The following is a 22,845-nucleotide window of genomic DNA, read 5'->3' on the forward strand; positions in this document are numbered from 1 at the left end:
GCGTCGTCGTCCCGGCGCGCGCTTACGCCGCGGCGGGCTGCGGCACATCGGCGGGCGGCTCGCGGAACAGGGCCGTGCAGCCCGATCCGCGGTGCATGCTCAGGATCGAGGCTCGGTCGATCTCCGGGTGCGCCGCCAGCACCTTGCGCACGCAGGTCAGCACCTTGTCGTACTGGGCGGCGTCGAAGTTCGGTTCGAGCGGGCTCACCGCGATGTAGGTCTCGACCACGAGCACGCGCTCGGCGCGCTCGCGACCGACGTCGACGGCGATCCAGGAGGACTTGATCAGGCTTGTGCTTGCGAGCATGGGCGTTCCCCGTTCGGCGAGACGTGTTCTTGCGTGACCGGCTCGGAGGCCGGACCGTGATCGGGATGATGTACCGCCCTGAAACGTAAGCCAAGGGCATCGCCCCGGGCATCCGGCGCCGTATCCTCCGGATCGTGTCCCGGGCCGGTCCGAAGCCCCTGTCCGGAGAACCGGTTTCGGGTGCCTGGGATCCCCGGCCGGTTCGATGACGAGCGCGACGCGTTTTCAGCGTCCGGGGCGTTCGGCGCTGTACAGACGGTCGCGGCTGAGTAGGCTCTCGCCCGTCCCCGGCGGGGGAGCAGCGAGGTTCCTCATGCGTATCGCCCTCATCGGTCAGCGCGATCTCGGCAGGGCGGTGCTGGAGGCCTTCCTGGAGCGGGGGGATACGGTGGCCGGCGTGTTCTGCGCGCCGGAGCGGCCGGGGGCCCCCGCCGACGCCCTGCACGCGGCGGCGCGGGAGCGGGGCGTCCCGGTCAACCAGTTCCCGAGCCTCGCGAGCGCCGCGGCCGAGGCCGCCATCCGGACGCTCGACGTCGACCTCGGGGTGATGGCCGACGCGCTGCAATACGCCTCGCAGGCCTTCGTCGCCGCGCCGACGCTGGGCACGATCCAGTTCCACCCGGCGCTGCTGCCGCGCTACCGCGGCCCCTCGGCGCTGAGCTGGCCGATCCTGAAGGGCGAGGCCGAGACCGGGCTGACGGTCTGCCGCCCGGCCGAGGGCTACAACGAGGGCCCGGTGATCCTCCAGCGGACCTACCCGATCGGCCCCCACGACACCCGCGGCGACCTGGAGCGGGCCCTGTTGCCGCTCGGGGTCGAGGCCCTGCTGGAGGCAGCCGACCTCATCCTGGCCGACGAGCACGTGGAGATCGACCAGGACGAGGACGCCGCGACCTACGAGGGCTGGTTCCGGGGGGAGCAGGCCGAGATCCGCTGGGCGTCCCACGCCGAGCTGATCTACAACCTGATCCGCGCCGCCAACCCGCATCCGGGGGCGTGGACGACGCTGAACGGCCGGATGCTGCGGATCCTCGACGTGCGCCTGCATGCCGTCCACCGGCAGGGCCACGTCCGCGGGCGCCCGGGCGAGGTGGTCGGGATCGACGGGGACGGCTTCTGCGTCTGCGCGCAGGGCGGACGCATCGAGGTGCAGACGGTCCGGCCGGAGGGCGGCGAGACCGTGTCGGCCGTCGCGTTCGCGCGCGGCGGCGGCATCGCCGTCGGCAGCGTCCTGGGGACCTGAGTCAGGTCCCGGACGCGTTGAGCCCGTAGCCCCGGAAGCGCTCCACCGTCGCCCGGATCTCCGCGTCGGGGAGCACGCGCGGCGTCCCGACCTGGAGCGCCACCGCGTATTGCCGGCAGAGCGTCTCCAGCTCCACCGCGAGCCACAGCGCCTTCTCCAGGCTCGCCCCCGCCGCGATCATCCCGTGGTTGGCGAGCAGGCAGGCGGAGCGGTCGGCGAGCGCCGCCAGCGCCAGCCGCGACAAGGCCTCGGTGCCGTAGGGGGCGTAGGGCGCGCAGCGCACGCTCGGGCCGCCGAACGCCGCGATCATGTAGTGCACCGCCGGGATCTCCCGCCCGCACATGGCGAAGGCGGTGCAGTGGACCGGGTGCGCGTGCACGACCGCGCCGAATTCCGGCCGGGCCGCGAGGATGTCGCGGTGGAAGCGCCATTCCGAGGACGGCTTCTGGCCGGCCGGGTAACTTCCGTCGAGCCCCATCCTGACGATCCCCTCCGGGCTCAGCCGCTCGGTCGGGACGCCCGAGGGCGTGACCAGCAGGCCGCCGGGCACCCGCAGCGAGACGTTGCCCGAGGTCCCGCGGTTGAGCCCCGCCGCGTCCAGCGCCCGCGCCGCCGCGACCACGCTCTCCCGCGCGACCCTGTCGTCCCCGTCCATAGCCCGCCTCCCGGTCAGTCCCGTCCCGGTACGCGCGATGGGCCGCCGCCGTAAAGACGCCGCCCCCCGGCCCGCCCGCACGGACGCGTCCGTGGGAGCACCGTTCGGGCGTCCGTCGAAGCGGGTTCGTTCGAGCCTGTCGGTCACCGATCGCGCGCCGCAGGGTTAACGGTTCGCTCAAACGTTCCTGGCATGGTTGACGGAACGTTGATCCTGCGAGAACGGGAGCGTCCGCGTTGGCGCCGGGCGAGAAACCCCGAGACACGGACGGCCCGTTCGTCCTGATGCTCTCCGACCGGCCGGCCGAGCGGTCGGCCCTGGAGCGGGCCGTCGCCCTGGTGATGGCGTGCCGGGCGCCGTCGCCCGGCGCCGGGCTTCCGGCGGAGCGGCCGCACCTCGTCGTGCTCGATCTGCCGGATGCGCAGCGCGCAGCGCTCGAACCGGCGCTGGACTGGCCCGGCCCGCCCGTTCCGCGCCTCGTCCTCGCCCGCAGCGCGCCGGGGGCGTCGGCCTCGCACATCCGCGTCCTCCCGGTCGCGGCCCCGCGCCAGATCGTGCTCGCCAACGTCTTCGCGATGATCGAGGCGGAGACGCGCTCGGTCGAGGCGCGGGACCGGCGCCTGCGCGCGAGCAACGCCGCCGCCACGGCGATCGTCGCCGAACTGTTCGACAGCGCCGCGCTCGGCGCCGGCCTCCAGCAGACCGACCTCGACCGCGGCACCGGCATCGTGCTCGCCGCCGTGTCCGAGGTCGGCATCTCCGCCTGGCTCGCGGAGGTCTGGCGGCACGATGCCGGCGTCTACCAGCACACGCTCAGCGTGGCGGGCTACGCCTCCGCCTTCGGGGCGCGGATCGGCCTCGCCCGCGCCGACCTCGCGCGCCTCGCCCGCTCGGCGCTGCTGCACGATATCGGCAAGGCCCGCATTCCGACCGAGATCCTGAACAAGCCCGGCCGCCTCGATCCGGCCGAGCAGCGGCTCATGCGCCGCCACCCGGAGATCGGCGCCGCACTCCTCGCGGCGCAGGGCGGTTTCGAGCCGGCGGTGATCGACGTGGTCCGCCACCACCACGAGCGCCTCGACGGCACCGGCTACCCGGACGGGCTCGCGGGCGCCGCGGTGTCCGACGCCGTGCGGATCGTCGCGATCTGCGACGTGTTCTCGGCGCTCACCGAGCGGCGCGCCTACCGGCAGCCGGCGACCGCCGCCGAGGCGCTGGCGATCATGACCGATGCGCGGGGCCATCTCGACCCGGACCTGCTGCGGGCCTTCGCCCCGGCGGTCCTGGGCATCGCCGCCCTCGCCGCCTGATTGTTTTCGGTTTTAGCCGTGGCCGGGGTGCCACGGCCCGCGGGCGTCGCGTCGGCGCCCGTCGTCCCGCCGCGGTTTCGCCGCAACCGCCCCGGAGGGAGCGCCCTCTCTTCCCGGACAGCGGAACTCCTGCCCCGTGCCGAAGCCGTTCGCGCCCCTCGCCGCCCTCCTCCTTGTGATGCTCGCCGGATGCGGCAGCCTGCCCTTCACCGCCGAGCGGACGCCGGAGACGACGACCCACACCGCGATCCTCGACGAGGTCGCCGCCGCGGCCGCGATCTCGGCGTACCGCGTCCAGCACGGGCTGAGCCCGGTGATCGTCGATCCGGCGCTGGTGAAGGCCGCCGCCTTCCAGGCGGGCAACAACGCCCGGCACGGGCAGCTCAGCCACGAGGTCGGCGGCAGCTTCACGTCGCGCATGGCCGCGGCAGGGCTCGCCAGGTCCTGGGCGGCGGAGAACCTCAGCGCCGGCTCCGAGAGCTTCGAGCAGGTGCTCGCCCGCTGGAAGGCCTCGCCCGAGCACAACCGCAACATGCTGCTCCCGCAGATCCGCCGGATCGGCGTCGCCCGGGTCGACGCGCCGGGCACCCGCTACAAGCGGTTCTGGGCCCTGGTGATGGCCGGCGCCTGAGCGGCGCTCAGAGCGCGACCCGCGTCAGGAACGCGCGCATCCGCGCCGCGATCGCGTCCGCCGCCTCGTCGAGCGGGAAGTGCCCGGCATCGAGCCGGTGCACCTCGGCCTCGGGCATGTCGCGGAGATAGGCCGCCGCCGCGGCTTCCAGGAAGGACGGGTCGTAGCGGCCCCACAGCACCTGGGTCGGCGGCCGGTGCGCCCGCAGCCACGCCTGCCACGCCGGGTAGGCCGCGACGTTGGTGCGGTAATCGTAGAACAGCTCGGTCTGGATCTCCGCCTGCCCCGGCTGGGCGAGGAAGCGGATCTCGTCGGTCCACAGGTCGGGATCGTAGCGCTCGGGATGCGGGCTGGTGCCGACGTGCCGCTGGCGGGTCGCCTCCGGCGACAGGAAGTTCGCCCGCAGCGCCGCCTCGTGCGCCGCCCGGTCGGCCCAGAACGCCCGGCGCGCGTCCCAGAGCGGCCCGAGCCCGTCGGCGTGCGCCACCGCGTTCTGGACCACGAGGGCGGCGACGCGCTCCGGGTGGGCCAGCGCCAGCCGGAAGCCGACCGGGCCGCCGTAATCCTGCATCACGAGGACGTAGCGCGTCAGCCCGAGCGCCCGGGTGAAGCCGTCGACGATCTCGGCGAGGCCGTCGAACGTGTAGGCGAAGGCGGCCGGATCCGGCCAGTCGCTGTGGCCGAAGCCGGGATAGTCCGGGGCGACCAGCCGCCAGCGGTCGGACAGGCGGGCGAACAGCGGCTCCCACATCCGCGAGGACGACGGGAAGCCGTGCAGGCACAGCAGGACCGGCGCCTCCGGCGGACCGGCCTCTCGGTAGAGCACCGACAGGCCCGCGACCGCGACGCGACCGTAGGTCGTGCGCCGCGCGGGATCCGGGGATGGAGAAGACGCCATCGTCGCCTCGGATGAAAGGTGCGCTCAACGCGCCGTGACGGCTCGCCGTCTCCTGTACGCAGCGCGCGCGCACCGCAACAGGAACGCGCCGACCGCCAACGACAGGATGCCCCCTGCGACGGCGATCGACCACGTTCGGTCGACGACACCGCTCCCGTATGACGAGAGGGTCATCACGAAGACGCCCAGCAGGAGCAGTCCGAAGCCGCTCAGAACCAGCCCGAACCAGAACAGCAGGAACCAGGTCGGGGTCCGAAGCGCTTCGATCCAGACCTGGACCTTGTCGACGGTCCTTTCCCGGCTCTCGCCGTCCGCGGATCGGGGCGATCCGGCGCCACCGGAGGACGGTGCCGTCGCGCCCTGGCTAGAGCCGTTCCCGATCGCGTTGCAATCGTGCACGGCTCTAAGTCCTTGTTTTGACGCGCTCTCTTTCGCCGAACCGGCATCCACTTCGGCGGAGAGCGCTCCAAGACCTGCCGATCCGGGGGCGGCAGGTCCGAAGCGGTTGGGCTCCGTGCCGCCGCGCACGCGGAAGACCAGCCCCCAATTGGGCGGCCAGAGGATGGTCCACCCCGAACGATCGAGGTCGTGGAGCCGCCGGACCACCAGGGCGAGGAAGGGCAGGACGTGGACCAGTCCCACAGTGAGCCGAACGCCCCTGAAACCGGGCCACACGAGGCCGCCGAGGCGGTCGGCGCCGAGGGCGATCAGGTACAGGAGGAGGCAGGCGTAGAAGAAGGCCGAGAGCTGCTCGCGCGGGCTGCGGCCGCCAAACACGGCGTAGCGACGCATGGTCCGGATGTAGCCGTCCCGCAGCCACGCGGCAGTGTCGGAGATCACGACCTGCGGCCACGCCCGGATCGCCAGCCGACCCGCATCTCAGAGCCCCCCGCCTCGCGCCGTATCGTCGTCCGGCGCCGCGCCGAAGCGTAGCACGATCGGACGGCGCGTACCGCCTGCGGCGTCCGGCCGGAGCGCTCTCCGCCGAAGTAAATGGCGGTTCGGCGACAGAGGGCGCGGCTCCGGACCGCCCGAATGCCGCCCTACTCGGTGCGGTTGGGCTCGACGGTGTTGCCGGTGGCGTTGTCCGCGTCGTCGATGCTGCTGCCGAACGGGTAGCCCGCATCCTGCCCGCAATACAGCCGCCAGCCGCCACGGGCGTTGACGACCACCGGGCGGCCGAGGAAGCCGCCGCCCCGGAAGGTGTTGCCGGTGACCGTGTTGTCGGAGGGCGTCTGGTGGCGCACCGTGCCGCCCTCGCCGCAATTGCGGTAGAGGTGCACGCCGTCCCGGCCGCCCAGCGCGACGCGGTTGCCGGTGATGCGGTTGCGGGCCGAGCCGTCGACCGCGACGATCTCCCGGCCCGTGGCGGTCGCGATGTCGTTGTCGAGGATCGCGTTGTCGGCGCTCTCGGCGTCGAGGTAGATCGCGGTCGATTCGGAGCGCCCGTCGAGCCGCGAGTCCCGAAGCGTGAACCCGGTGACGCCGGGGCCGAGATAGACCGGGATGTGGCCGAAGGCGGTGATCGTCGAATCGCGGAGGGTCACCCGCGCGGGCGCGGCGTCTTGGGCGCGCTCGGTGTGGCCGGGGCCGTGGGAGGACAGGCGCACCGCCTCGCCCTGGCCGTTGAGACCCATGCCCCAGACCCGGACGTGGCCCAGGATCGTGCAATTCTGGATGGTCACGTCCTCGGGACGGTCCCAGCGGCCGGACCGGCCCGCGGGCGGGCGCGAGCGGACCTCGACGGCGAAGGCGAGGAGGCCCGCCCCCGGCCCCGGCCCGATCGTCGCCCCGTCGCAGTCGAGCGTGACGCCCGAGGCCCGCGATCCCTCCAGGAGGATCCGCCGGGTGACGCGGTCCCCCGGTCCGAGGCGCAGGCTGCACGTCAGGCTCACCGCGTCGTCGCCGGGCCGGGCGGGGGCCAGCGCCCGGGCCCGGATCGCCGGGTCGCAGGGCGGGGCGGCGACGGTGCGGACGAGGGCGGGGGGCGCGGGCGGCGGGGCGAGGACGGGCATCGCCCTGCCCTGCGCGGGCGCCGCGGCGATTTGGAGGCTGGGAGCCGTGTTCCGACGGGCTCTCTTTCGCCGAACCGCCATCCACGTCGGCGCAGGGCGCTCTAATCCGCGGGCGCGAGATCCACGATCCGCACCTGTGCCCGCTCGGCGCCGCGCCAGCGGTCGCAGGACAGGGTGCCGGCCACGTGCATCTCGCGGCCGATATTGCCGAGGATCGCCCGGCCGAGCGGGCGCTCGGCGGCGCGGAAGCAGATCGCGCCGACCGCCTGCCCGTCGCGGCTGCGCAGGCGCGCCCGGACGTGTCCCGAGCCGACGACGCCCGCGTCGACGATCCGGTGCCGGGCCAGGGCGAAGACCGGCTCCGGCGCCCCCTGCCCGAACGGGCCGGCCCGCTGGATGAGGCGCACCGTCTCGGCGGTGGCGCCGCCGGCGCTGAGGCCGCCGTCGATCAGCAGCGCGTCCGCCTCCCGCGCCCGCACCACCGCCGCCGCGAGCGTTTCCGACAGGTGCGTGGCGAACGCGGACAGCGCCTCGGACCGCAGGGTGACGCCCGCCGCCATGGCGTGGCCGCCGCCCTTGGCGGCGAGCCCGGCCTCGACGCAGGCCCGCACCGCCAGCCCGAGATCGGCGCCGGGGATCGAGCGCCCGGAACCCGTGGCGGTGCCGTCCGGCCGCAGGGCGAAGGCGAAGCTCGGGCGGCCGAACCGCTCCTTGAGCCGCGCCGCGACCAGCCCGACCACGCCCGGGTGCCACGCGGCGCTGCCGGTGACGAGCACGGGGCGGGACGGATCCTCGGTGAGCGCCCGGTCCATCTCGGCCTCGGCCTCGGCCACCGCCTGCGCCTCGATCGCCTGACGCTCGCGGTTCAGCCGGTCGAGATCGGCGGCGATGCGCGCGGCCTCGATCCCGTCGACCGTGGTGAGCAGCCGGGCGCCGAGGCTCGAATCGCCGATCCGCCCGCCCGCGTTGATGCGGGGCCCGAGCACGAAGCCGAGGTGCCACGCCTCGGGAGGCTCGGCGAGCGAGGCGGCGTCGAGCAGCGCGGCGAGCCCGGTGCGTCCGCGGCCGCGCATCACCGTCAGCCCCTGCGTGACGAAGGCGCGGTTGAGGCCCACCAGCGGCACCACGTCGGCGACGGTGGCGAGCGCCACGAGGTCGAGGGCGTCGGTCAGTCGCGGTTCGGGCCGCCCAGGTCCGAACCAGCCCTCCGCGCGCAGGGCGCGGTTCAGGGCGGCGAGCGTCAGGAAGACGATCCCGGCGGCGCAGAGATGGCCGAGGCCGGACAGGTCGTCCAGGCGGTTGGGGTTCACCACGGCGCGCGCCGGCGGCAGCGCCTCCGAGGCGGCGTGGTGATCGAGGACGATCACGTCGAGGCCGGATTTCTCCGCCTCCTCCAGGGGGCCGTGGCCGCTGGTGCCGCAATCGACGCAGACCAGCAGGCTCGCCCCCTCGGCGGCGAGCGCGGTGATCGCCGCGACGTTCGGGCCGTAGCCCTCGGTGATCCGGTCGGGGATGTGGACCGGCGCGGTGAGGCCGAGGCCGCGCAGGTACTCGGCGAGCATCGCCGCGCTCGCCGCCCCGTCCACGTCGTAGTCGCCGAAGATCGCCACCGTCTCGCCCCGCCGCACGGCGCGCACCAGCCGGCGCACGGCGGCGTCCATGTCGAGCAGCGTGCTCGGATCGGGCATCAGGTCGCGCAGGCGCGGGGCGAGATGGGCCGCCGCCGCCTCCGGCACGACCCCGCGCCCCGCGAGCACCCGGGCGAGCAGCTCGGGCAGGCCGTGGGCCTGGACCATGTGGGCGATGCGGTTCTGGACCTCGGCCCCGCCGCAGCGCTCGGCCCAGCGGCGGCCGCTGACGGACCGGGCCACGCCGAGGAAGGGGGCTGTCGGGGCTGAGGCGGCGGACACGGGGGCATCCTATAGCGCGTGTCCGTGGGAAGCGTGAGCGACCACGACCTTCCTTCTCACCTCTGCGGGAGAAGGTGGCCCGCGCAGCGGGTCGGATGAGGGGAGCGACGGTGCGGGACGGCGCGCGCGGCATCGACGCACGCGACCACGCCTGAAACGGGGCTCCCCTCTCCCGACCCCTGATCACGCAGGGGCCACCCTCCCCCGCAGAGGGGGGAGGGAGCACGGCGAGCTTCCTCGATGTCGGAGTTCAAACGAAGTGGGGCGGGCATCGCTGCCCGCCCCACCCGGATCCACAGACGTCCGAAAAAAATCAGACGGACTTGAGGATGCTGTCGACCACCTTCTTGGCGTCGCCGAACAGCATCATGGTGTTGTCGCGGAAGAACACCTCGTTCTCGACGCCGGCGTAGCCCGAGCCCATGCCGCGCTTGATGAACAGCACGGTCTTGGCCTTCTCGACGTCGAGGATCGGCATGCCGTAGATCGGCGAGGTCTTGTCGGTCTTGGCGGCCGGGTTGGTGACGTCGTTGGCGCCGATCACGAAGGCCACGTCCGCCTGCGGGAACTCGCCGTTGATGTCCTCCAGCTCGAACACCTCGTCGTAGGGGACGTTGGCCTCGGCCAGGAGCACGTTCATGTGGCCCGGCATGCGGCCCGCCACCGGGTGGATGGCGTACTTCACGTCGACGCCCTCCTTCTTCAGCATGTCGGCCATCTCGCGCAGGCTGTGCTGCGCCTGGGCGACCGCCATGCCGTAGCCGGGGACGATGATCACGCGCTCGGCGTTCTTCATGATGTAGGCGGCGTCGTCGGCCGAGCCCTGCTTCACGGGCCGCGTCTCGACCTGGCCCCCGCCGGCCGCCGCGGCGGAATCGCCGCCGAAGCCGCCGAGGATGACCGAGATGAACGAGCGGTTCATCGCGTGGCACATGATGTAGGACAGGATCGCGCCCGACGAGCCGACCAGCGCGCCGGTGATGATCAGCGCGAGGTTGCCGAGCGTGAAGCCGATGCCGGCCGCGGCCCAGCCCGAGTAGGAGTTCAGCATCGACACGACGACGGGCATGTCGGCGCCGCCGATCGGGATGATGATCAGGCCGCCGAGCACCAGCGAGACGATGACGATGAGCCAGAACAGGCCCTTCGACTCGGTGCCGATGAACAGCGCGAGCAGCAGCACGAGGCCGGCGGCGAGCGCCGCGTTGATCAGGTGGCGCTGCGGCAGCATGATCGGCTTGCCGGACATGCGGCCGTCGAGCTTGGCGAAGGCGATGACCGAGCCGGTGAAGGTGATGGCGCCGATCGCCACACCGAGGCCCATCTCGAACAGCGACTGCTTGTGGAAGTGGCCGTTCTCGATGATGCCGAAGGCCTGCGGGGCGTAGAGGGCGCCCGCCGCCACCGCCACCGCCGCGAGGCCGACCAGCGAGTGGAAAGCCGCCACGAGCTGCGGCATCGCCGTCATCGGCACGCGCTTGGCGATCACCGCGCCGGCACCGCCGCCGATGCCGAGCCCGAGCAGGACGAGGATCCACGCCCCGGCCCCCGCCGGCGGGTGGCCGACCAGGGTGGTGAGCACGGCGAGCCCCATGCCCACCATGCCGTACATGTTGCCCTGGCGGGACGTGGTGGGGTGCGACAGCCCCCGCAGCGCCATGATGAACAGGACGCCGGCGACGATGTAGAGAAGGGAGGAGACGTTCTCGGACATCCGCTCAGCCCTTCTTCTTGTACATGCCGAGCATGCGCTGCGTGACGAGGAAGCCGCCGAAGATGTTCACGCTGGCGAGCACGATGCCGATGAAGCCGAAGAACCGGGCGACGCCCGTGCCCTTCTCGACGAGCGGCACTCCGACCGCGAGCAGCGCGCCGACGATGATCACAGAGGAGATCGCGTTGGTGACCGACATCAGCGGCGTGTGCAGCGCCGGGGTCACCGACCAGACCACGTAGTAGCCGACGAAGATCGCCAGCACGAAGATCGCGAGCCGGAACACGGTGGGATCGACGGCGCCGTGGGTGGCCGCGGCCACGCCGTGGCCCATGCCGTCGGCGATGGCCTGGGCCTGGTCGGCGGCGTTGCGCGCCACCTGCGCCGCCGCGCGGGCGGCGTCGGCCAGCACGCGCGTCTGGTCGGCCGCCTGATCGGGGGGAATAACGTTCGCCATTCGGATGCTCCTGTCGACCGGGTTCAGGCGGCGCCGGCCGTGCTGGCCTTGCTCGTCTCGGACTTGTCTCCGTCCGATCTGGCGAGCCCGACGGCGGCGGCCTCCGAGGCGGCCCCGTCGGTCTTGGGCTGGAACGAGGCGTGGACGACCGAACCGTCGCGGGTGAGGTTCGTGGCCTTCACCAACTCGTCGTCCCACTTGATCGCGAGCGCCTTCGATTCCTTGTCGATCAGGGTCTCCAGGAAGGCGTAGAGGTTGCGCGCGTAGAGGCTCGACGCGGTGGCCGCGAGGCGACCCGGGACGTTGAGGTGCCCGACGATCTTCACGCCCTTGTCGGTGGTGACGATCTCGCCGGCCTTGGCGCCGGCCACGTTGCCGCCGCGCTCCACCGCGAGGTCGATCAGCACCGAGCCGGGCTTCATCGAGGCGACCATCTCCTCGGAGACGAGCTTGGGCGCGGGCCGGCCCGGGATCAGCGCCGTGGTGATGACGATGTCCTGCTTGGCGATGTGGCCCTTCACCAGCTCGGACTGCTTGCGCTGGTAGTCCGCCGACATCTCCTTGGCGTAGCCGCCCGCGGTCTCGGCCTGCTTGAACTCGTCGTCCTCGACCGCGACGAACTTGGCGCCGAGCGACTCGACCTGCTCCTTGGTGGCCGGGCGCACGTCCGTCGCCGTCACGACCGCACCGAGGCGGCGGGCGGTGGCGATGGCCTGGAGGCCGGCGACGCCGACGCCCATCACGAACACGCGGGCGGCGGGCACGGTGCCCGCGGCGGTCATCATCATCGGCATGGCGCGGCCGTACTCGGCGGCCCCGTCCACCACCGCGCGGTAGCCCGCGAGGTTCGCCTGGCTGGAGAGCACGTCCATCACCTGCGCGCGGGTGATGCGCGGCATCAGCTCCATGGCGAAGCCGTCGACCCCCGCCTCGGCCATGGCCTGGAGAGCCTGCTCGTTGCCGTAGGGATCCATGATCGCGACGACGACCGTGCCGCGCTTGAGCAGCTTCAGCTCCTCGGCGCCCGGGCGGCGGACCTTGAGGACGAGGTCGGCGTCGCGCGCCGCGTCCTCGGCGCTGCCCGCGACGGTGGCGCCCGCGGCCTCGAACTCGCCGTCCGGCACGCCGGCCTTCAGGCCGGCGCCGGACTGGACCACGACATCGGCACCGAGTGCCTTGAACTTCTTCACCGTTTCCGGCACCGCCGCGACCCGCGGTTCCGCGGAGTCCGTCTCGGACAGCACAGCGATGCGCATTCTGCGTCTTCCCTATGTTTCCAATCTCGGTCCTCGAATGCGCGAAGCGTCGCGGCTTTTCGAGACGGTCGGCGGGATTGCGGTGAGGGATCGAAGCCGAATGTAACCGACCGCGGACGGACGTCCGCCGCAACGATTTTCGGCACGGAGCGGCCGATGCACGCCCCGTGCCGATTGAACGGTGATCCGGCGGATGTGGCGGTCAGCCGAAGGCGAGATAGAGCGCGAGCAGGACGGCCACGACGAAGGGCGCGCGCCAGCCGATGGCCGGGGCCAGGGCGCCGAGGGTGCCGGCCGCACCCGAGACGACCACGCCGAAGATCGCCAGCAGCCACGCCTCGCGGAGGCCGCCCACGGCGAGCGCCAGCACCCAGCAGATCACCACGCCGGTGGCGATCTCGACGAAGCGGACGAAGCCGCGATAGGTCTGCTCGTGAGTCTTGGCGTCCATCGCCGGGCTGTAGCTGTGCCCGGACACGCTCTCACTGTGGGCCATCGGATGCTCGTTTCCCTTGGGCGCGATTTTTTTGGCTCCTTGCGCGTGTAGCCCATGCATTTTTCCGCCGCAATCGGACCTACGGCGGAGACGCGCGGGGCACGGTGGACGCTGCCCCGGCCGCGGAGGGCCCGCGTCAGGTCGGCTTGGGCAGCCCGGCCGTCTCCAGCGCCGCCGCCTGCCGTTCCGCCAGGGCGTCGAGGGAGAAATGCTCGATCTCGGCCTCGAACAGGCGGTGGTAGTTCAGCTCGGAACGCAGGTGCAGGAACACCGCGCCGAGGCCGACGGCGGCGCGGTCCATGAACACGAATTCCTGGGGCACGGTGACGGGCCCGCGCTCCTTCAGAGCCTGATGGACCTGGAAGGCCTGCCGCCGCCCGTACTCGCCGGGCTTGACGCCGTCGGCGACGGTGCGGACCCGGTCCTCCAGCAGCGGCCCGTAAATGAACCGCGCCCAGATGTTGAGGATCTCGACCTTCTCCTTGTCGAGGTCCTTGAAGCCCCAGGACTCGTAGGCGTGGACGACGCGCGCGGTGTCGTTCTCGAGCAGCCCGCGATAGAGGTCGACCACGCCGCCGACGAAGCGCGGGTGGAAGATGCGCACGCAGCCGTAGTCGAGCAGGTTGATGCCCGCTGCCTCGCCTCCTTGCGAGAACACCGTGTAATTGCCGAGATGCGGGTCGCCGTGGATCACCGCCGCCCGGCTGAACGGGTGCCACCACGCCTTGAACATCGCGCCGGCGATGCGGTTGCGCACCTCCACCGGGCCCTCGGTGAAGCCGAGGATCCGGTCGCCGTCGAGCCAGCCCAGCGTCAGCAGGCGCCGGGTCGAGAGATCGGGGTGCACCCGCGGCACCCGCACGGCATCGATGTCCTTGAGCACCGAGCCGTAGAGGTTCGCGTGCCGGGCCTCGCGGGCGTAGTCCAGCTCCTCGCGGACGCGCGCGCCGATCTCCTTGGCGATCTCGCGGGTGTCGAGCCACGTGTTCATCCGCCGGTGCAGGGCGAAGGCGACTTCGAGCTGCTTCAGGTCGGCCTCGACCGCCGACTGCATGTCCGGGTACTGGAGCTTGCAGGCGAGGCGCTCGCCGCCCTTCGTCGTCGCCCGGTGCACCTGTCCGAGCGAGGCGGCGGCGGCGGGCTTGAGGTCGAAGCTGCCGAAGCACGACTGCCAGTCGGGGCCGAGTTCCGACTGCATCCGCCGCTTGACGAAGGCCGCGCCCATCGGCGGCGCGTCGGCCTGGAGCTTCTGCAACTCCGCCGCGTATTCCGGCGGCAGCAGGTCGGGGACGGTGGCGAGGAGCTGCGCCACCTTCATGATCGGGCCCTTCAGCCCGCCGAGCGCCTGGGCGAGCGCGGCGGCGTTGGTGGTGCCCTCCCCGCCGAAAAGGCGGGCCACCGCCATCCGCGCGGCGACGCCCCCGACATTGGCGCCGACGCTGGCGTAACGCCCCGCGCGGGCGGTGAAGCGGTTGGCTTCGCGGTCTGCTCCGGCCATCTCTCTGCGATCTCTCGACATCTCAAGCCGAGATATGCCGCCCGCGCCGCAGCGCCAGGGCGCCGGATCGCCGCGTCGCGGATCAGGCCGGCCAGGTGTCGCGGATCCAGCGCGTGAGCCCGGATTCGTCGATCTCGCCGGCTGCGAGGCCGCGGATCATCACCACCGCCTCCTCGGCGACGAAGTCGATGTCGTTCAACCCGAGGAACGTCACGAGGGCGAGAAGGGCCGCCCGCTTGTTGCCGTCGATGAACGGGTTGTTCTTGGCGATGCCGAACGCGTAGGCCGCGGCCAGCTCCGCCAAGTCCGGCTCGCCGTAGGCGGCATGGTTGACCGGGCGGCCGAGGGCCGACTTCGAGCGCGCCCTCGTCCCGGATGCCCGTCGGACCGCCGAACTGCCGAACTGCCGAACTGCCGAACTGCCGGAGCTGCTGTGCATGGATGGCTTGGACCAGCTCGCTCGTGAGCCAGACGATCTCGCTCATTTTGCGAGTTCGGCCAGCGCGTTGCGATAGGTTCTCATCGCCTTCTCGGCGATCTTCATGCCCTTCTCGAACGTCGGGTCGTACGGCGACAGCCGCACCGAACCGTCCGCCTGCTCGGTGACGTAGAGCCAGTCGCCCTGCGCCAGATTGAGCTTCCCGACGAACTCCTCGGGGAGGATCAGGCCCGTCGAGTTGCCGATCTTCTTCACTTCGAGCTTCATGATCACATCCCGCGACGACGGCCCGATTCAGGCAGGACCTTCCATCCCCTCCAGCTCGGCGATCATCCCCTCGATCATCCCGAGGCCGATCTGCCAGAAGCCCGGGTCGCGGGCGTCGAGGCCGAAGGGCGCCAGCAGCTCGCCGTAGGGCTTCGAGCCGCCGGCCGCGAGCAGGGCGAAGTAGCGCTCCACGAAGCCGCCCTCGGCCTTCGCGTAGACCCCGTAGAGCGAGTTCACGAGGCAGTCGCCGAAGGCGTAGGCGTAGACGTAGAACGGAGAGTGGATGAAGTGCGGGATGTAGGCCCAGTACGGCTCGTAGCCGTCGTCGAGGGCGATGGCCGGCCCGAGGGACTCCGCCTGCACCGACAGCCACAGGGCGTTGATCTGCTCGGTGGTCAGCTCGCCCTTGGCGCGGGCGAGGTGGACCTTCCGCTCGAACGAGTAGAACGCGATCTGGCGCACCACCGTGTTGATCATGTCCTCGACCTTGGCGGCGAGCATCGCCCGGCGCTGGGTCGTGTCGGTGGTGGCGGCCAGGAGCTTGCGGAAGGTCAGCATCTCGCCGAACACGCTGGCGGTCTCGGCGAGCGTCAGCGGCGTCGGCGCCATCAGCGCGCCGTTCGGGCCGGCGAGCACCTGGTGGACACCGTGGCCGAGTTCGTGCGCGAGCGTCATCACGTCCCGCGGCTTGCCCTGGTAGTTCACCAGCACGTAGGGGTGGACCGAGGGCACGGTCGGGTGCGCGAAGGCGCCGGGCGCCTTGCCGGGGCGGGTCGGCGCGTCGATCCAGCCCCGGTCGAAGAACTTCCGGGCGATCCCCGCCATCTCCGGCGAGAAGGCGTCGTAGGCCGAGAGCACCGTGTCGCGCGCCTCGGCCCAGGGGATGGTGCGCTGCTCCACCCGCGGCAGCGGCGCGTTGCGGTCCCAGTAGGGCAGGCTGTCGGCCCCGAACCACTTCGCCTTCAGCCGGTAGTAGCGGTGCGACAGCCGCGGGTAGGCGGCGCGGACCGCATCGACCAGGGCGCCGACCACCTCCGGCTCGACACGGTTGGCGAGGTGGCGGGCATCGGCCACGTCCTTGAATCCGCGCCAGCGGTCGGAGATCTCCTTGTCCTTGGCCAGGGTGTTGGTGATGAGGGTGAACACCCGGAGGTTGGCCCGCAGCACCTCGCTGATCGCCCCGGCCGCCTCCCGGCGCACCGCCCCGTCGGGGTCCTGGAGCTTGTTGAGAGTCGGCTCCAGCGGCATGCGCTCGCCCTGGACGGTGAAGCGCAGGCTGGCGATCGTCTCGTTAAACAGCCGGTCCCAGGCGGCGTTGGCGGTGACCGACTTCTCCAGGAACAGCTTCTCGATCCGGTCGTCGAGCTGGTGGGGCTTCTCCCGGCGCAGGTCGTCGATCCAGGGCGCGTAGCGGGCGAGCGGCTCGCGGGTCTTGATCGCGTCCATCACCGCGTCGTCGACCCGGTTCAGCTCCAGGGCGAAGAACAGCAGGTCGGCTGAGGCGCTGGTCAGGCGCTCGCGGGTGTCGCCGTAGAACTTGGCCCGCGCCTCGTCGGTGGTGTCGCCCGAGTAGACGAGCCCGGCGAACGACATCAGCTTGCCGAGCAGGTCCTCGATGCCCTCATAGGCGCTCACGGCGTTCGAAAGGCGTTCGGCCGCGTCGGGCCCCGCCGCGATCGCCGCGATCCGGCCGGCGTAGGATTCGGAGAAGCGGCGGCACTCCTCCTCGGCCCGGGTCAGGTCGGCGGAGAATTCCGGGGCGTCGAGGCCGGAATAGAGGTCCGAGAGGTCCCATTCCGGCAGGTGGCCGAGCTGGTGGCCGAGTTCGGCGGCCCGGGCGGCGGCGCGCGCGGCGCTCGCGCCCTCGACCATGCGGGAGGGCGTCGGCGGGGCGGCGGGGCTCGGCGTCATGGTCTGGGAACTTCCTGCGTGCGGCGCCGCGGCGGCGCCGTCGGTCTGATATCGATCGGCTCGGCCCCGCGTTCAACGGACCGGCCCGTCACAACGGCCCGGTCCCGGTCACGATCCGTGGCAAACGTCGTTAAGCGGCACTTTACGTCTCTCGGCCACCCTGCGGTTCGAAACGAAACAGCCGCCGAATCGCACGCGCCGGGCAGCGCCCGCGCCGCGGACGGCCACGCGCGCCGCACCGGGAGCCGCCATGTCGACCACCGTCCTGATCGTCGACGACGATCCCGTGCAGCGGCGCCTCACCGAGGCGGCGGTGCGCCGGTTCGGCTTCGAGGCGCGGACGGCGGAGAACGGCGCGGACGGCCTCGCCCTGCTGCGCGGCGAGGGCGCCGACGTGATGCTCCTCGACCTCGTGATGCCGGGCCTCGACGGGCTCGGCGTGCTGGGCGAGATGCGCCGCTCCGGCCTCGACACGCCGGTCATCGTCCAGACCTCCAACGGCTCGATCGACGCGGTGGTGGCCGCGATGCGGGCGGGCGCCGTCGATTTCGTGGTCAAGCCGGCGGGCGCCGAGCGCCTCCAGGTGTCGATCAAGAACGCCCTGCGCGTCGATCACTTGGAGGAAGAGGTGCGCCGCATGCGCCGCCGCGCCTCCGGGTCGCTCTCGTTCAAGGATCTCGGCTCGAAGAGCCCGGACATGGAGCGCGTGATCCGCTTGGCCGAGCGGGCGGCGAAATCGAACATCCCGGTGCTGATCGAGGGCGAGTCCGGCGTCGGCAAGGAGGTGCTGGCCCGCGCGATCCAGGGCTCGGGCGAGCGTCGCGGCAAGCCGTTCGTCACCGTCAATTGCGGGGCGATCCCCGAGAACCTCGTGGAATCGACCCTGTTCGGCCACGAGAAGGGGGCGTTCACCGGCGCCACCGAGAAGCACGCGGGCAAGTTCGTCGAGGCCTCGGGCGGGACCCTGTTCCTCGACGAGATCGGCGAATTGCCCCTCGACGCGCAGGTGAAGCTGCTGCGCGCGCTCCAAGAGGGCGAGGTCGATCCGGTCGGCGCCAAGCGCAGCGTGCGCGTCGACATCCGCCTCGTCTCGGCGACGAACCGCTCGCTGCTCGACCTCGTGAAGCAGGGCAAGTTCCGCGAGGACCTGTACTACCGCCTCAACGTCTTCCCGATGACCCTGCCGCCGCTGCGGGCCCGGCGCGAGGACATCCCGGACCTCGTGCGCTCGTTCTGTGCCCGGTTCTCGGCGGAGGAGGGCAAGCGGGTGCGGGCGATCAGCCCGGAGGCGATGGCGCTGCTCACCCGCTATCCCTGGCCCGGCAACGTCCGCCAACTCGAGAACGCCCTGTTCCGGGCCGTGGTGCTCGCCGACGGCGACGAGCTGACCGTGTCCGAGTTCCCGCAGATCGCGGCGCAGGTCGAGGGCTTCGACGTGCGCATCCCCGCCGCGCCCTCCCAGGCCACGGTGCCGGCCTACGTCCCGGAGCCGGTGCGCGAGATCGTCCGCGTCGAGGTGCGCGACCCGCACGCGCTCTCGCTCGTGGTCGAGGAGACCGGGGAGATGAAGACGATGGACGGGCTGGAGGCGGAGATCATCCGCTTCGCGCTGCAATTCTATCGCGGCCGGATGTCGGAGGTGTCGCGCCGCCTCGGAATCGGCCGATCCACCCTCTACCGCAAGCTCAAGGACCTCGGCCTCGAAGGCGACGACAAGGCCGAGGACGCGGCATAGGCCGCTTCCGGCCAAGGGGCGCCGATCGCGCGGACGGCGCGCTGCGCGCGACGTGCGCCAGCGCACCGCCCGGTTCGATGATCGAGGCGCGGCCGCGGCCAGTCTTCGCGGTTGGAGCGACGGGTTCGGACCGGTCCCTGCGGGATGAAGTCGGAGGATGTGACCCTTCGGATACTGCGTCGACCGGGCGGACCACCGAGGGTTCAGTAACGCCGGGGATGCCGAGGAGTACGGTTGCTTAAAGCCACGCTTAACGGGATAATCCTAAGGTTCCCGCGCGACCACCACACCGCGCCGTTGGAGATGTCGATGCGCGTCCCGCGCCCCAGCCAGATCGCGCTGGCCGCCCTGATGTCGGGCGCACTGGCGCTGGGCGCCCCAGGCGCCGCGCGCGCCGCCGCCGTCCCCGACATCGCGCCGCCGCTGCCCGCCGACGCGGCCCCGGCCGTCTCGCCGCCGGCCGCATCGGGCGATCCCCTGTCGGCGGCAGTGCCGGACTACAAGCCCCCGAGTGCCCCCGCCGAGACGCCGGCTCCGGCGCCGGTCGTCGCCGCCCCGGTCGCACCGAGCGAGCCGCTGCCCGCGGCCGTGTTCGCGCGGCTCGCCGACACGGCGCCCCTGCTGACGCGGCTGCCCGCGAAGGAGCGCGAGGCGATCCGCGCGGTCTACGAGGCGCGCGGCTACCGGCCCGTCTGGCTCGCCAACGGCGCCTGGACCGAGGCGGCCCGGTCGGTCTCGACCCGGCTCGGCGCGGCCGCGGAGGACGGGCTCGACGCCCGCGCCTACCCGGTGCCGACCCTGCCCGCCGGGGCCGACGACAAGGCGGCGGCGGATGCCGACCTGCGTCTGTCGGCCGCCGCCCTGCTCTACGCCCGCGACGCCCGCGGCGGCCGGGTCAACCTCGCCGCGATCTCGCGGCTGATCACCCCGACCCTCGACCTGCCCGCCGCCGACGCGGTGCTGGGCAAGCTCGCCGAGGCGGGTGCGGGCGCCGGCGACGCGCTCCAGGCCTACAATCCCGGCACCGCCGGCTACCGCGCCTTGAAGGCCCGGCTCGCCGCCCTGCGCGGCCCGGTGCCCGGCGCGACCAAGCCGCTGCGGCTGCCGCCGGGACCGGCCCTGAAGACCGGCATGCGCGACCCGCGCGTGCCGCTGCTGCGCGCCCATTTCGGCCTGGAGGCCCGCGCGCCCGGAACGCTCGACCGCGGCCCCGGCGAGCCGGACGAATACGACGCGACGGTCGCCGCGGCGGTGGCCAAGTTCCAGCGGGAGCGCGGCCTGCCCGGCAACGGCACCCTGAACGTCCAGACCGTGCTGGCGCTGGCCGATGCCGGCCGGCCCCGGGGCACGACCGGCAACGAGGCCGAGCTGATCGTCAACATGGAGCGCTGGCGCTGGCTGCCGGGCGACCTCGGGCCCGACTACGTGCTCGTCAACGTGCCGGAGTTCCGCCTGCGGGTGTTCCGCGGCGGCGCCCCCCGCGACGAGGCCCGGGTGATCGTCGGCAAGACCGAGTCGCCGACGCCGATCTTCTCCGGGATGATGGAGTACGCGGTCGTCAATCCGTCCTGGTACGTGCCGCCCTCGATCCTGAAGACGATGGCGCCGCGGCTCGCCGGCTACGGCGGCAAGACCTGGGGCGGCTACGAGGTCGTGCGTCGGGGCGGCCACGTCTCGCTGCGCCAGCCGCCGGGGGAGCGCAACGCGCTGGGCTTCATCAAGTTCATGTTCCCCAACCAGCACGCGGTCTACCTGCACGATACGCCGAACCGCTCGCTGTTCTCCGCCGGGACCCGCGCCTTCAGCCACGGCTGCGTGCGCGTCGACGACCCGTTCCGCTTCGCCGACGCGGTGCTGCCCAACTGGACCGAGGAGCGGCTGAAGAAGCTGATCGGCAAGGGCGAGCGCACCATCCGCCTGCCCGAGAAGCTGCCGGTCCACATCGCCTACTTCACCGCCTACGTGGACGACGGCGGCGCGCTCCGCACCGCACCGGACCTCTACGGCTACGACGCGCCGATCCGCGCGGCCTTGGGCCTGCCGGGCGGCGGCGGCCCGGCCATCGCCCGCCTGCCGAAGGAGCCGCCGCGGCGGGTCGCCGGAACCGGGCCGACCGGCCCGGAGGCGGCCCGGCCGCACCGGGCGGCGCGCGAGGTCCGGCGCGAGCGCCCGGTCACCCAGCGCGAATCCGCCGTCCAGCGCGAGGCCACCGCGCCGCGCCCGCTGCGCCGCGCCGCGCGCGTCGAGGCGGCGCCCGCCGAGTTCGGCGAGCCCGGCCTGTGGACGCCCGCGCCGGCACCGGTCAGCCGCTCGTACTGGTAGGATCGGACGCGAGCGCCGCCGGATCCCGGCCGCACCGGGGCCCCATCGCGGGCCCCGGATCGCACGCGAACGTGATTGCCCCCGGGGTTGCGCGTGCGCTCCCGCACACACGGCACGATTTCGCCACGGTCCAGCCTTAGCCGTTCGAATCGAGGCGCTGTCGTCAGGGCGGCGCGTGGGAGAGACGGAACGTGGTGTCGAGTCGTCTGCCCGCCCCGCGCTCCGACGCCCCTCCCGCCATCCGTAGCCTGCGGCGCCTGACCCTGGCCCTCGTCGGCGTGGCGGTGGCGATGGTCGCCGGCACCGCCGAGACCGAGAACGCGGTCGCCAACGGCGACACCCGCTCGCTCAGCATCTACCACACGCACACCCAGGAAAGCGCGACGGTCACCTTCAAGCGCGACGGGCGCTACGACCGCGCCGCGCTGGACCAGCTCAACTGGCTGCTGCGCGACTGGCGCCTCGACGAGCCGACCAAAATGGATCCCCGCCTGTTCGACACGGTGTGGGAGGCCTACCGGCAGGTCGGGGCCAGCCAGCCGATCCACGTCGTCTCCGCCTACCGCTCGCCGGGCACCAACGCGATGCTGCGCCGCCGCTCCAAGGCGGTGGCCGAGCACAGCCAGCACATGCTCGGCAAGGCGATGGATTTCTACCTGCCGGACGTGTCGATCGACCGGATCCGCGAGGTCGGGTTCCGGATGTCCCGCGGCGGCGTCGGCTGGTATCCGCACGCCGGCAACCCGTTCATCCACCTCGATGTCGGCTCGGTCCGCTCCTGGCCGCGGATGAGCCCCGACCAGCTCGCCCGCGTGTTCCCGGACGGCCGGACCGTCCACCTGTCGACCGCCGGCCCGATGGCCCGCTACGAGGAGGCCAAGGCCGAGATCCTGGCCCGCGGCGGGACGGTCGCCGGCATCACCACCCAGGTCGCGAGCGGCGAGGACGAGGACGGGCCGGGCCTGTTCTCGTTCCTGGCCAACCTGTTCAGCAGCCGCTCCACCCCGACCCCGGCACCCGCGCCGGTCGCCGTGGCCAAGCGCGGCCGCCCCGCCGCGGTCGCGGTGGCGAGCGCCGATCCGCAGGACATGACCGGCGCCCGGGCCGCCCTGGCCTACGCGGCACCGTCCGGTGAGAACGCCCTGCTGCGGCAGGCGGAGAAGGCCCCGGTCGCCGCGCCCCGCCCCGACGCCCGCGCCCTGCTCACCGGCGAGGCCGCACCGCCTGCCGAAGCGGCAGCGCAGCCCGCGGTCGAGGCACCGCTGCCGCCGCGCCGGCCGACCGAGTTCGCCGCGCTCGCGCTCGCCGCGGCCTCCGCGCCGGTCACCGCGCCGATGGCGGCGCCGCTGCCGCCGCCGCGCCCGGTCCGGCTCGCCCTGCTCGACCCCGGCATGGCCAACCTCGCCCCGGCCGCCGCGCCGGCGATCCCGCCCGTTCTGCGCGGATCCCTGATCGCCCCCGATGCCGACGACAGGGCGCAGTTGCGCGCCCTGTTCGCGTCCGTCGGCGCCGGACCGAATGCCGCTCCCGCGAGTCGCGCCGCGCCGGTCCGAGTCACCGCGACGCAGGTGCGCGACGGGGCGCCCGACGCCGTGGTGGCCGCCGCGCCCGGCCCGCTCGCGACGCGCTTCAAGACCCGCAGCCCGGGCGACGACCTCGCCGCCTCCCGGTTCACCGGCTCGGCGACCCGGCCGGTTCCGGGAGCGCGGTAGGCGGCATTCCCCCGCGGCCTCGGACGGGCCGGCCGCCGCGGGAATCGCGGTCGCCGCGCGTCGCGGGAC

At 72.8% G+C, this 22,845-nt stretch carries 19 protein-coding genes and 1 pseudogene; 6 read left to right on the top strand and 14 right to left on the bottom strand.

Annotation, left to right across the window (positions count from 1 at the left end):
- Nucleotides 1-22: 22 nt before the first annotated feature.
- Nucleotides 23-307, bottom strand: a complete 285-nt coding sequence (locus Q8W71_RS01430) for a hypothetical protein (protein ID WP_305523522.1) — start codon at nt 305-307, stop codon at nt 23-25.
- A gap of 313 nt (nt 308-620) precedes the next feature.
- On the opposite strand from Q8W71_RS01430, the gene Q8W71_RS01435 reads away from it, so the two are divergent.
- The gene (locus tag Q8W71_RS01435; RefSeq protein WP_305523523.1) at nt 621-1,550 is read left to right on the top strand and encodes a methionyl-tRNA formyltransferase; all 930 of its coding nucleotides are present in this window, start codon (nt 621-623) and stop codon (nt 1,548-1,550) included.
- A 1-nt stretch (nt 1,551) separates the two neighbouring features.
- On the opposite strand, the gene Q8W71_RS01440 is transcribed toward Q8W71_RS01435, so the two are convergent.
- On the bottom strand, nt 1,552-2,205 hold the full coding sequence (locus Q8W71_RS01440; protein WP_305523524.1) for a class II aldolase/adducin family protein: 654 nt from the start codon (nt 2,203-2,205) through the stop codon (nt 1,552-1,554).
- Between the two features lie 236 nt (nt 2,206-2,441).
- On the opposite strand from Q8W71_RS01440, the gene Q8W71_RS01445 reads away from it, so the two are divergent.
- Both Q8W71_RS01445 and Q8W71_RS01450 read left to right on the top strand, forming a co-directional pair.
- Entirely contained in the window at nt 2,442-3,515 is a 1,074-nt protein-coding gene (locus Q8W71_RS01445) for an HD-GYP domain-containing protein (protein WP_370875310.1), read from the top strand.
- A 178-nt stretch (nt 3,516-3,693) separates the two neighbouring features.
- Nucleotides 3,694-4,146 (top strand): CAP domain-containing protein, encoded by a 453-nt coding sequence (locus tag Q8W71_RS01450; protein WP_305523586.1) that lies wholly within the window; start codon nt 3,694-3,696, stop codon nt 4,144-4,146.
- 7 nt (nt 4,147-4,153) lie between these two features.
- On the opposite strand, the gene Q8W71_RS01455 is transcribed toward Q8W71_RS01450, so the two are convergent.
- The 12 genes and pseudogenes from Q8W71_RS01455 to Q8W71_RS01510 all read right to left on the bottom strand — a co-directional run bounded on the left by Q8W71_RS01455 (nt 4,154) and on the right by Q8W71_RS01510 (nt 17,007).
- Nucleotides 4,154-5,044 (bottom strand): alpha/beta fold hydrolase, encoded by an 891-nt coding sequence (locus tag Q8W71_RS01455; RefSeq protein ID WP_305523525.1) that lies wholly within the window; start codon nt 5,042-5,044, stop codon nt 4,154-4,156.
- 24 nt (nt 5,045-5,068) lie between these two features.
- On the bottom strand, nt 5,069-5,884 hold the full coding sequence (locus Q8W71_RS01460; RefSeq protein ID WP_305523526.1) for a DUF805 domain-containing protein: 816 nt from the start codon (nt 5,882-5,884) through the stop codon (nt 5,069-5,071).
- A gap of 203 nt (nt 5,885-6,087) precedes the next feature.
- Nucleotides 6,088-7,059, bottom strand: a complete 972-nt coding sequence (locus Q8W71_RS01465) for a right-handed parallel beta-helix repeat-containing protein (protein WP_305523527.1) — start codon at nt 7,057-7,059, stop codon at nt 6,088-6,090.
- Between the two features lie 101 nt (nt 7,060-7,160).
- Entirely contained in the window at nt 7,161-8,855 is a 1,695-nt protein-coding gene (recJ, locus tag Q8W71_RS01470) for a single-stranded-DNA-specific exonuclease RecJ (RefSeq protein WP_305523587.1), read from the bottom strand.
- Nucleotides 8,856-9,282: 427 nt separating this feature from the next.
- On the bottom strand, nt 9,283-10,683 hold the full coding sequence (locus Q8W71_RS01475) for an NAD(P)(+) transhydrogenase (Re/Si-specific) subunit beta (RefSeq protein WP_305523528.1): 1,401 nt from the start codon (nt 10,681-10,683) through the stop codon (nt 9,283-9,285).
- 4 nt (nt 10,684-10,687) lie between these two features.
- The gene (locus tag Q8W71_RS01480) at nt 10,688-11,140 is read right to left on the bottom strand and encodes a proton-translocating transhydrogenase family protein (protein WP_305523529.1); all 453 of its coding nucleotides are present in this window, start codon (nt 11,138-11,140) and stop codon (nt 10,688-10,690) included.
- Between the two features lie 23 nt (nt 11,141-11,163).
- The gene (locus Q8W71_RS01485; protein ID WP_305523530.1) at nt 11,164-12,396 is read right to left on the bottom strand and encodes a Re/Si-specific NAD(P)(+) transhydrogenase subunit alpha; all 1,233 of its coding nucleotides are present in this window, start codon (nt 12,394-12,396) and stop codon (nt 11,164-11,166) included.
- Nucleotides 12,397-12,598: 202 nt separating this feature from the next.
- Nucleotides 12,599-12,892 (bottom strand): aa3-type cytochrome c oxidase subunit IV, encoded by a 294-nt coding sequence (locus tag Q8W71_RS01490; RefSeq protein WP_305523531.1) that lies wholly within the window; start codon nt 12,890-12,892, stop codon nt 12,599-12,601.
- A 136-nt stretch (nt 12,893-13,028) separates the two neighbouring features.
- Nucleotides 13,029-14,390: an ABC1 kinase family protein gene (locus Q8W71_RS01495; RefSeq protein WP_305523532.1), complete on the bottom strand. Its 1,362-nt coding sequence runs from the start codon at nt 14,388-14,390 to the stop codon at nt 13,029-13,031.
- Nucleotides 14,391-14,472: 82 nt separating this feature from the next.
- Nucleotides 14,473-14,875: pseudogene (locus Q8W71_RS01500) on the bottom strand (type II toxin-antitoxin system death-on-curing family toxin).
- Nucleotides 14,872-15,096 carry an AbrB/MazE/SpoVT family DNA-binding domain-containing protein gene (locus Q8W71_RS01505; protein ID WP_305523533.1) on the bottom strand — a complete coding sequence of 75 codons (225 nt, stop codon included), beginning with the start codon at nt 15,094-15,096 and terminating at the stop codon, nt 14,872-14,874. Before Q8W71_RS01505 ends, Q8W71_RS01500 begins: the two are co-directional and overlap by 4 nt.
- Nucleotides 15,097-15,123: 27 nt before the next feature.
- A complete protein-coding gene (locus Q8W71_RS01510) occupies nt 15,124-17,007 on the bottom strand; it encodes a M3 family oligoendopeptidase (RefSeq protein WP_305523534.1) in 1,884 nt (627 codons plus the stop codon).
- Nucleotides 17,008-17,257: 250 nt separating this feature from the next.
- On the opposite strand from Q8W71_RS01510, the gene Q8W71_RS01515 reads away from it, so the two are divergent.
- The 3 genes from Q8W71_RS01515 to Q8W71_RS01525 all read left to right on the top strand — a co-directional run bounded on the left by Q8W71_RS01515 (nt 17,258) and on the right by Q8W71_RS01525 (nt 22,776).
- Nucleotides 17,258-18,742: a sigma-54-dependent transcriptional regulator gene (locus Q8W71_RS01515; protein ID WP_305523535.1), complete on the top strand. Its 1,485-nt coding sequence runs from the start codon at nt 17,258-17,260 to the stop codon at nt 18,740-18,742.
- Nucleotides 18,743-19,051: 309 nt separating this feature from the next.
- Nucleotides 19,052-21,064 (top strand): L,D-transpeptidase family protein, encoded by a 2,013-nt coding sequence (locus Q8W71_RS01520; RefSeq protein WP_305523536.1) that lies wholly within the window; start codon nt 19,052-19,054, stop codon nt 21,062-21,064.
- A gap of 191 nt (nt 21,065-21,255) precedes the next feature.
- On the top strand, nt 21,256-22,776 hold the full coding sequence (locus Q8W71_RS01525) for a DUF882 domain-containing protein (protein WP_305523537.1): 1,521 nt from the start codon (nt 21,256-21,258) through the stop codon (nt 22,774-22,776).
- The last annotated feature ends 69 nt before the right edge of the window (nt 22,777-22,845 follow it).

The organism is Methylobacterium amylolyticum (genome assembly GCF_030700245.1).
Lineage (GTDB): Bacteria > Pseudomonadota > Alphaproteobacteria > Rhizobiales > Beijerinckiaceae > Methylobacterium.

Excerpts from the sequence above, each read along its gene's own strand:
- Q8W71_RS01430 (WP_305523522.1), bottom strand. The coding sequence starts at position 307 with ATGCTCGCAAGCACAAGCCTGATCAAGTCCTCCTGGATCGCCGTCGAC.
- Q8W71_RS01435 (WP_305523523.1), top strand. The coding sequence starts at position 621 with ATGCGTATCGCCCTCATCGGTCAGCGCGATCTCGGCAGGGCGGTGCTG.
- Q8W71_RS01440 (WP_305523524.1), bottom strand. The coding sequence starts at position 2,205 with ATGGACGGGGACGACAGGGTCGCGCGGGAGAGCGTGGTCGCGGCGGCG.
- Q8W71_RS01450 (WP_305523586.1), top strand. The coding sequence starts at position 3,694 with ATGCTCGCCGGATGCGGCAGCCTGCCCTTCACCGCCGAGCGGACGCCG.
- Q8W71_RS01455 (WP_305523525.1), bottom strand. The coding sequence starts at position 5,044 with ATGGCGTCTTCTCCATCCCCGGATCCCGCGCGGCGCACGACCTACGGT.
- Q8W71_RS01465 (WP_305523527.1), bottom strand. The coding sequence starts at position 7,059 with ATGCCCGTCCTCGCCCCGCCGCCCGCGCCCCCCGCCCTCGTCCGCACC.
- recJ (WP_305523587.1), bottom strand. The coding sequence starts at position 8,855 with ATGGTCCAGGCCCACGGCCTGCCCGAGCTGCTCGCCCGGGTGCTCGCG.
- Q8W71_RS01475 (WP_305523528.1), bottom strand. The coding sequence starts at position 10,683 with ATGTCCGAGAACGTCTCCTCCCTTCTCTACATCGTCGCCGGCGTCCTG.
- Q8W71_RS01480 (WP_305523529.1), bottom strand. The coding sequence starts at position 11,140 with ATGGCGAACGTTATTCCCCCCGATCAGGCGGCCGACCAGACGCGCGTG.
- Q8W71_RS01485 (WP_305523530.1), bottom strand. The coding sequence starts at position 12,396 with ATGCGCATCGCTGTGCTGTCCGAGACGGACTCCGCGGAACCGCGGGTC.
- Q8W71_RS01490 (WP_305523531.1), bottom strand. The coding sequence starts at position 12,892 with ATGGCCCACAGTGAGAGCGTGTCCGGGCACAGCTACAGCCCGGCGATG.
- Q8W71_RS01495 (WP_305523532.1), bottom strand. The coding sequence starts at position 14,390 with ATGGCCGGAGCAGACCGCGAAGCCAACCGCTTCACCGCCCGCGCGGGG.
- Q8W71_RS01505 (WP_305523533.1), bottom strand. The coding sequence starts at position 15,096 with ATGAAGCTCGAAGTGAAGAAGATCGGCAACTCGACGGGCCTGATCCTC.
- Q8W71_RS01510 (WP_305523534.1), bottom strand. The coding sequence starts at position 17,007 with ATGACGCCGAGCCCCGCCGCCCCGCCGACGCCCTCCCGCATGGTCGAG.
- Q8W71_RS01515 (WP_305523535.1), top strand. The coding sequence starts at position 17,258 with ATGTCGACCACCGTCCTGATCGTCGACGACGATCCCGTGCAGCGGCGC.
- Q8W71_RS01520 (WP_305523536.1), top strand. The coding sequence starts at position 19,052 with ATGCGCGTCCCGCGCCCCAGCCAGATCGCGCTGGCCGCCCTGATGTCG.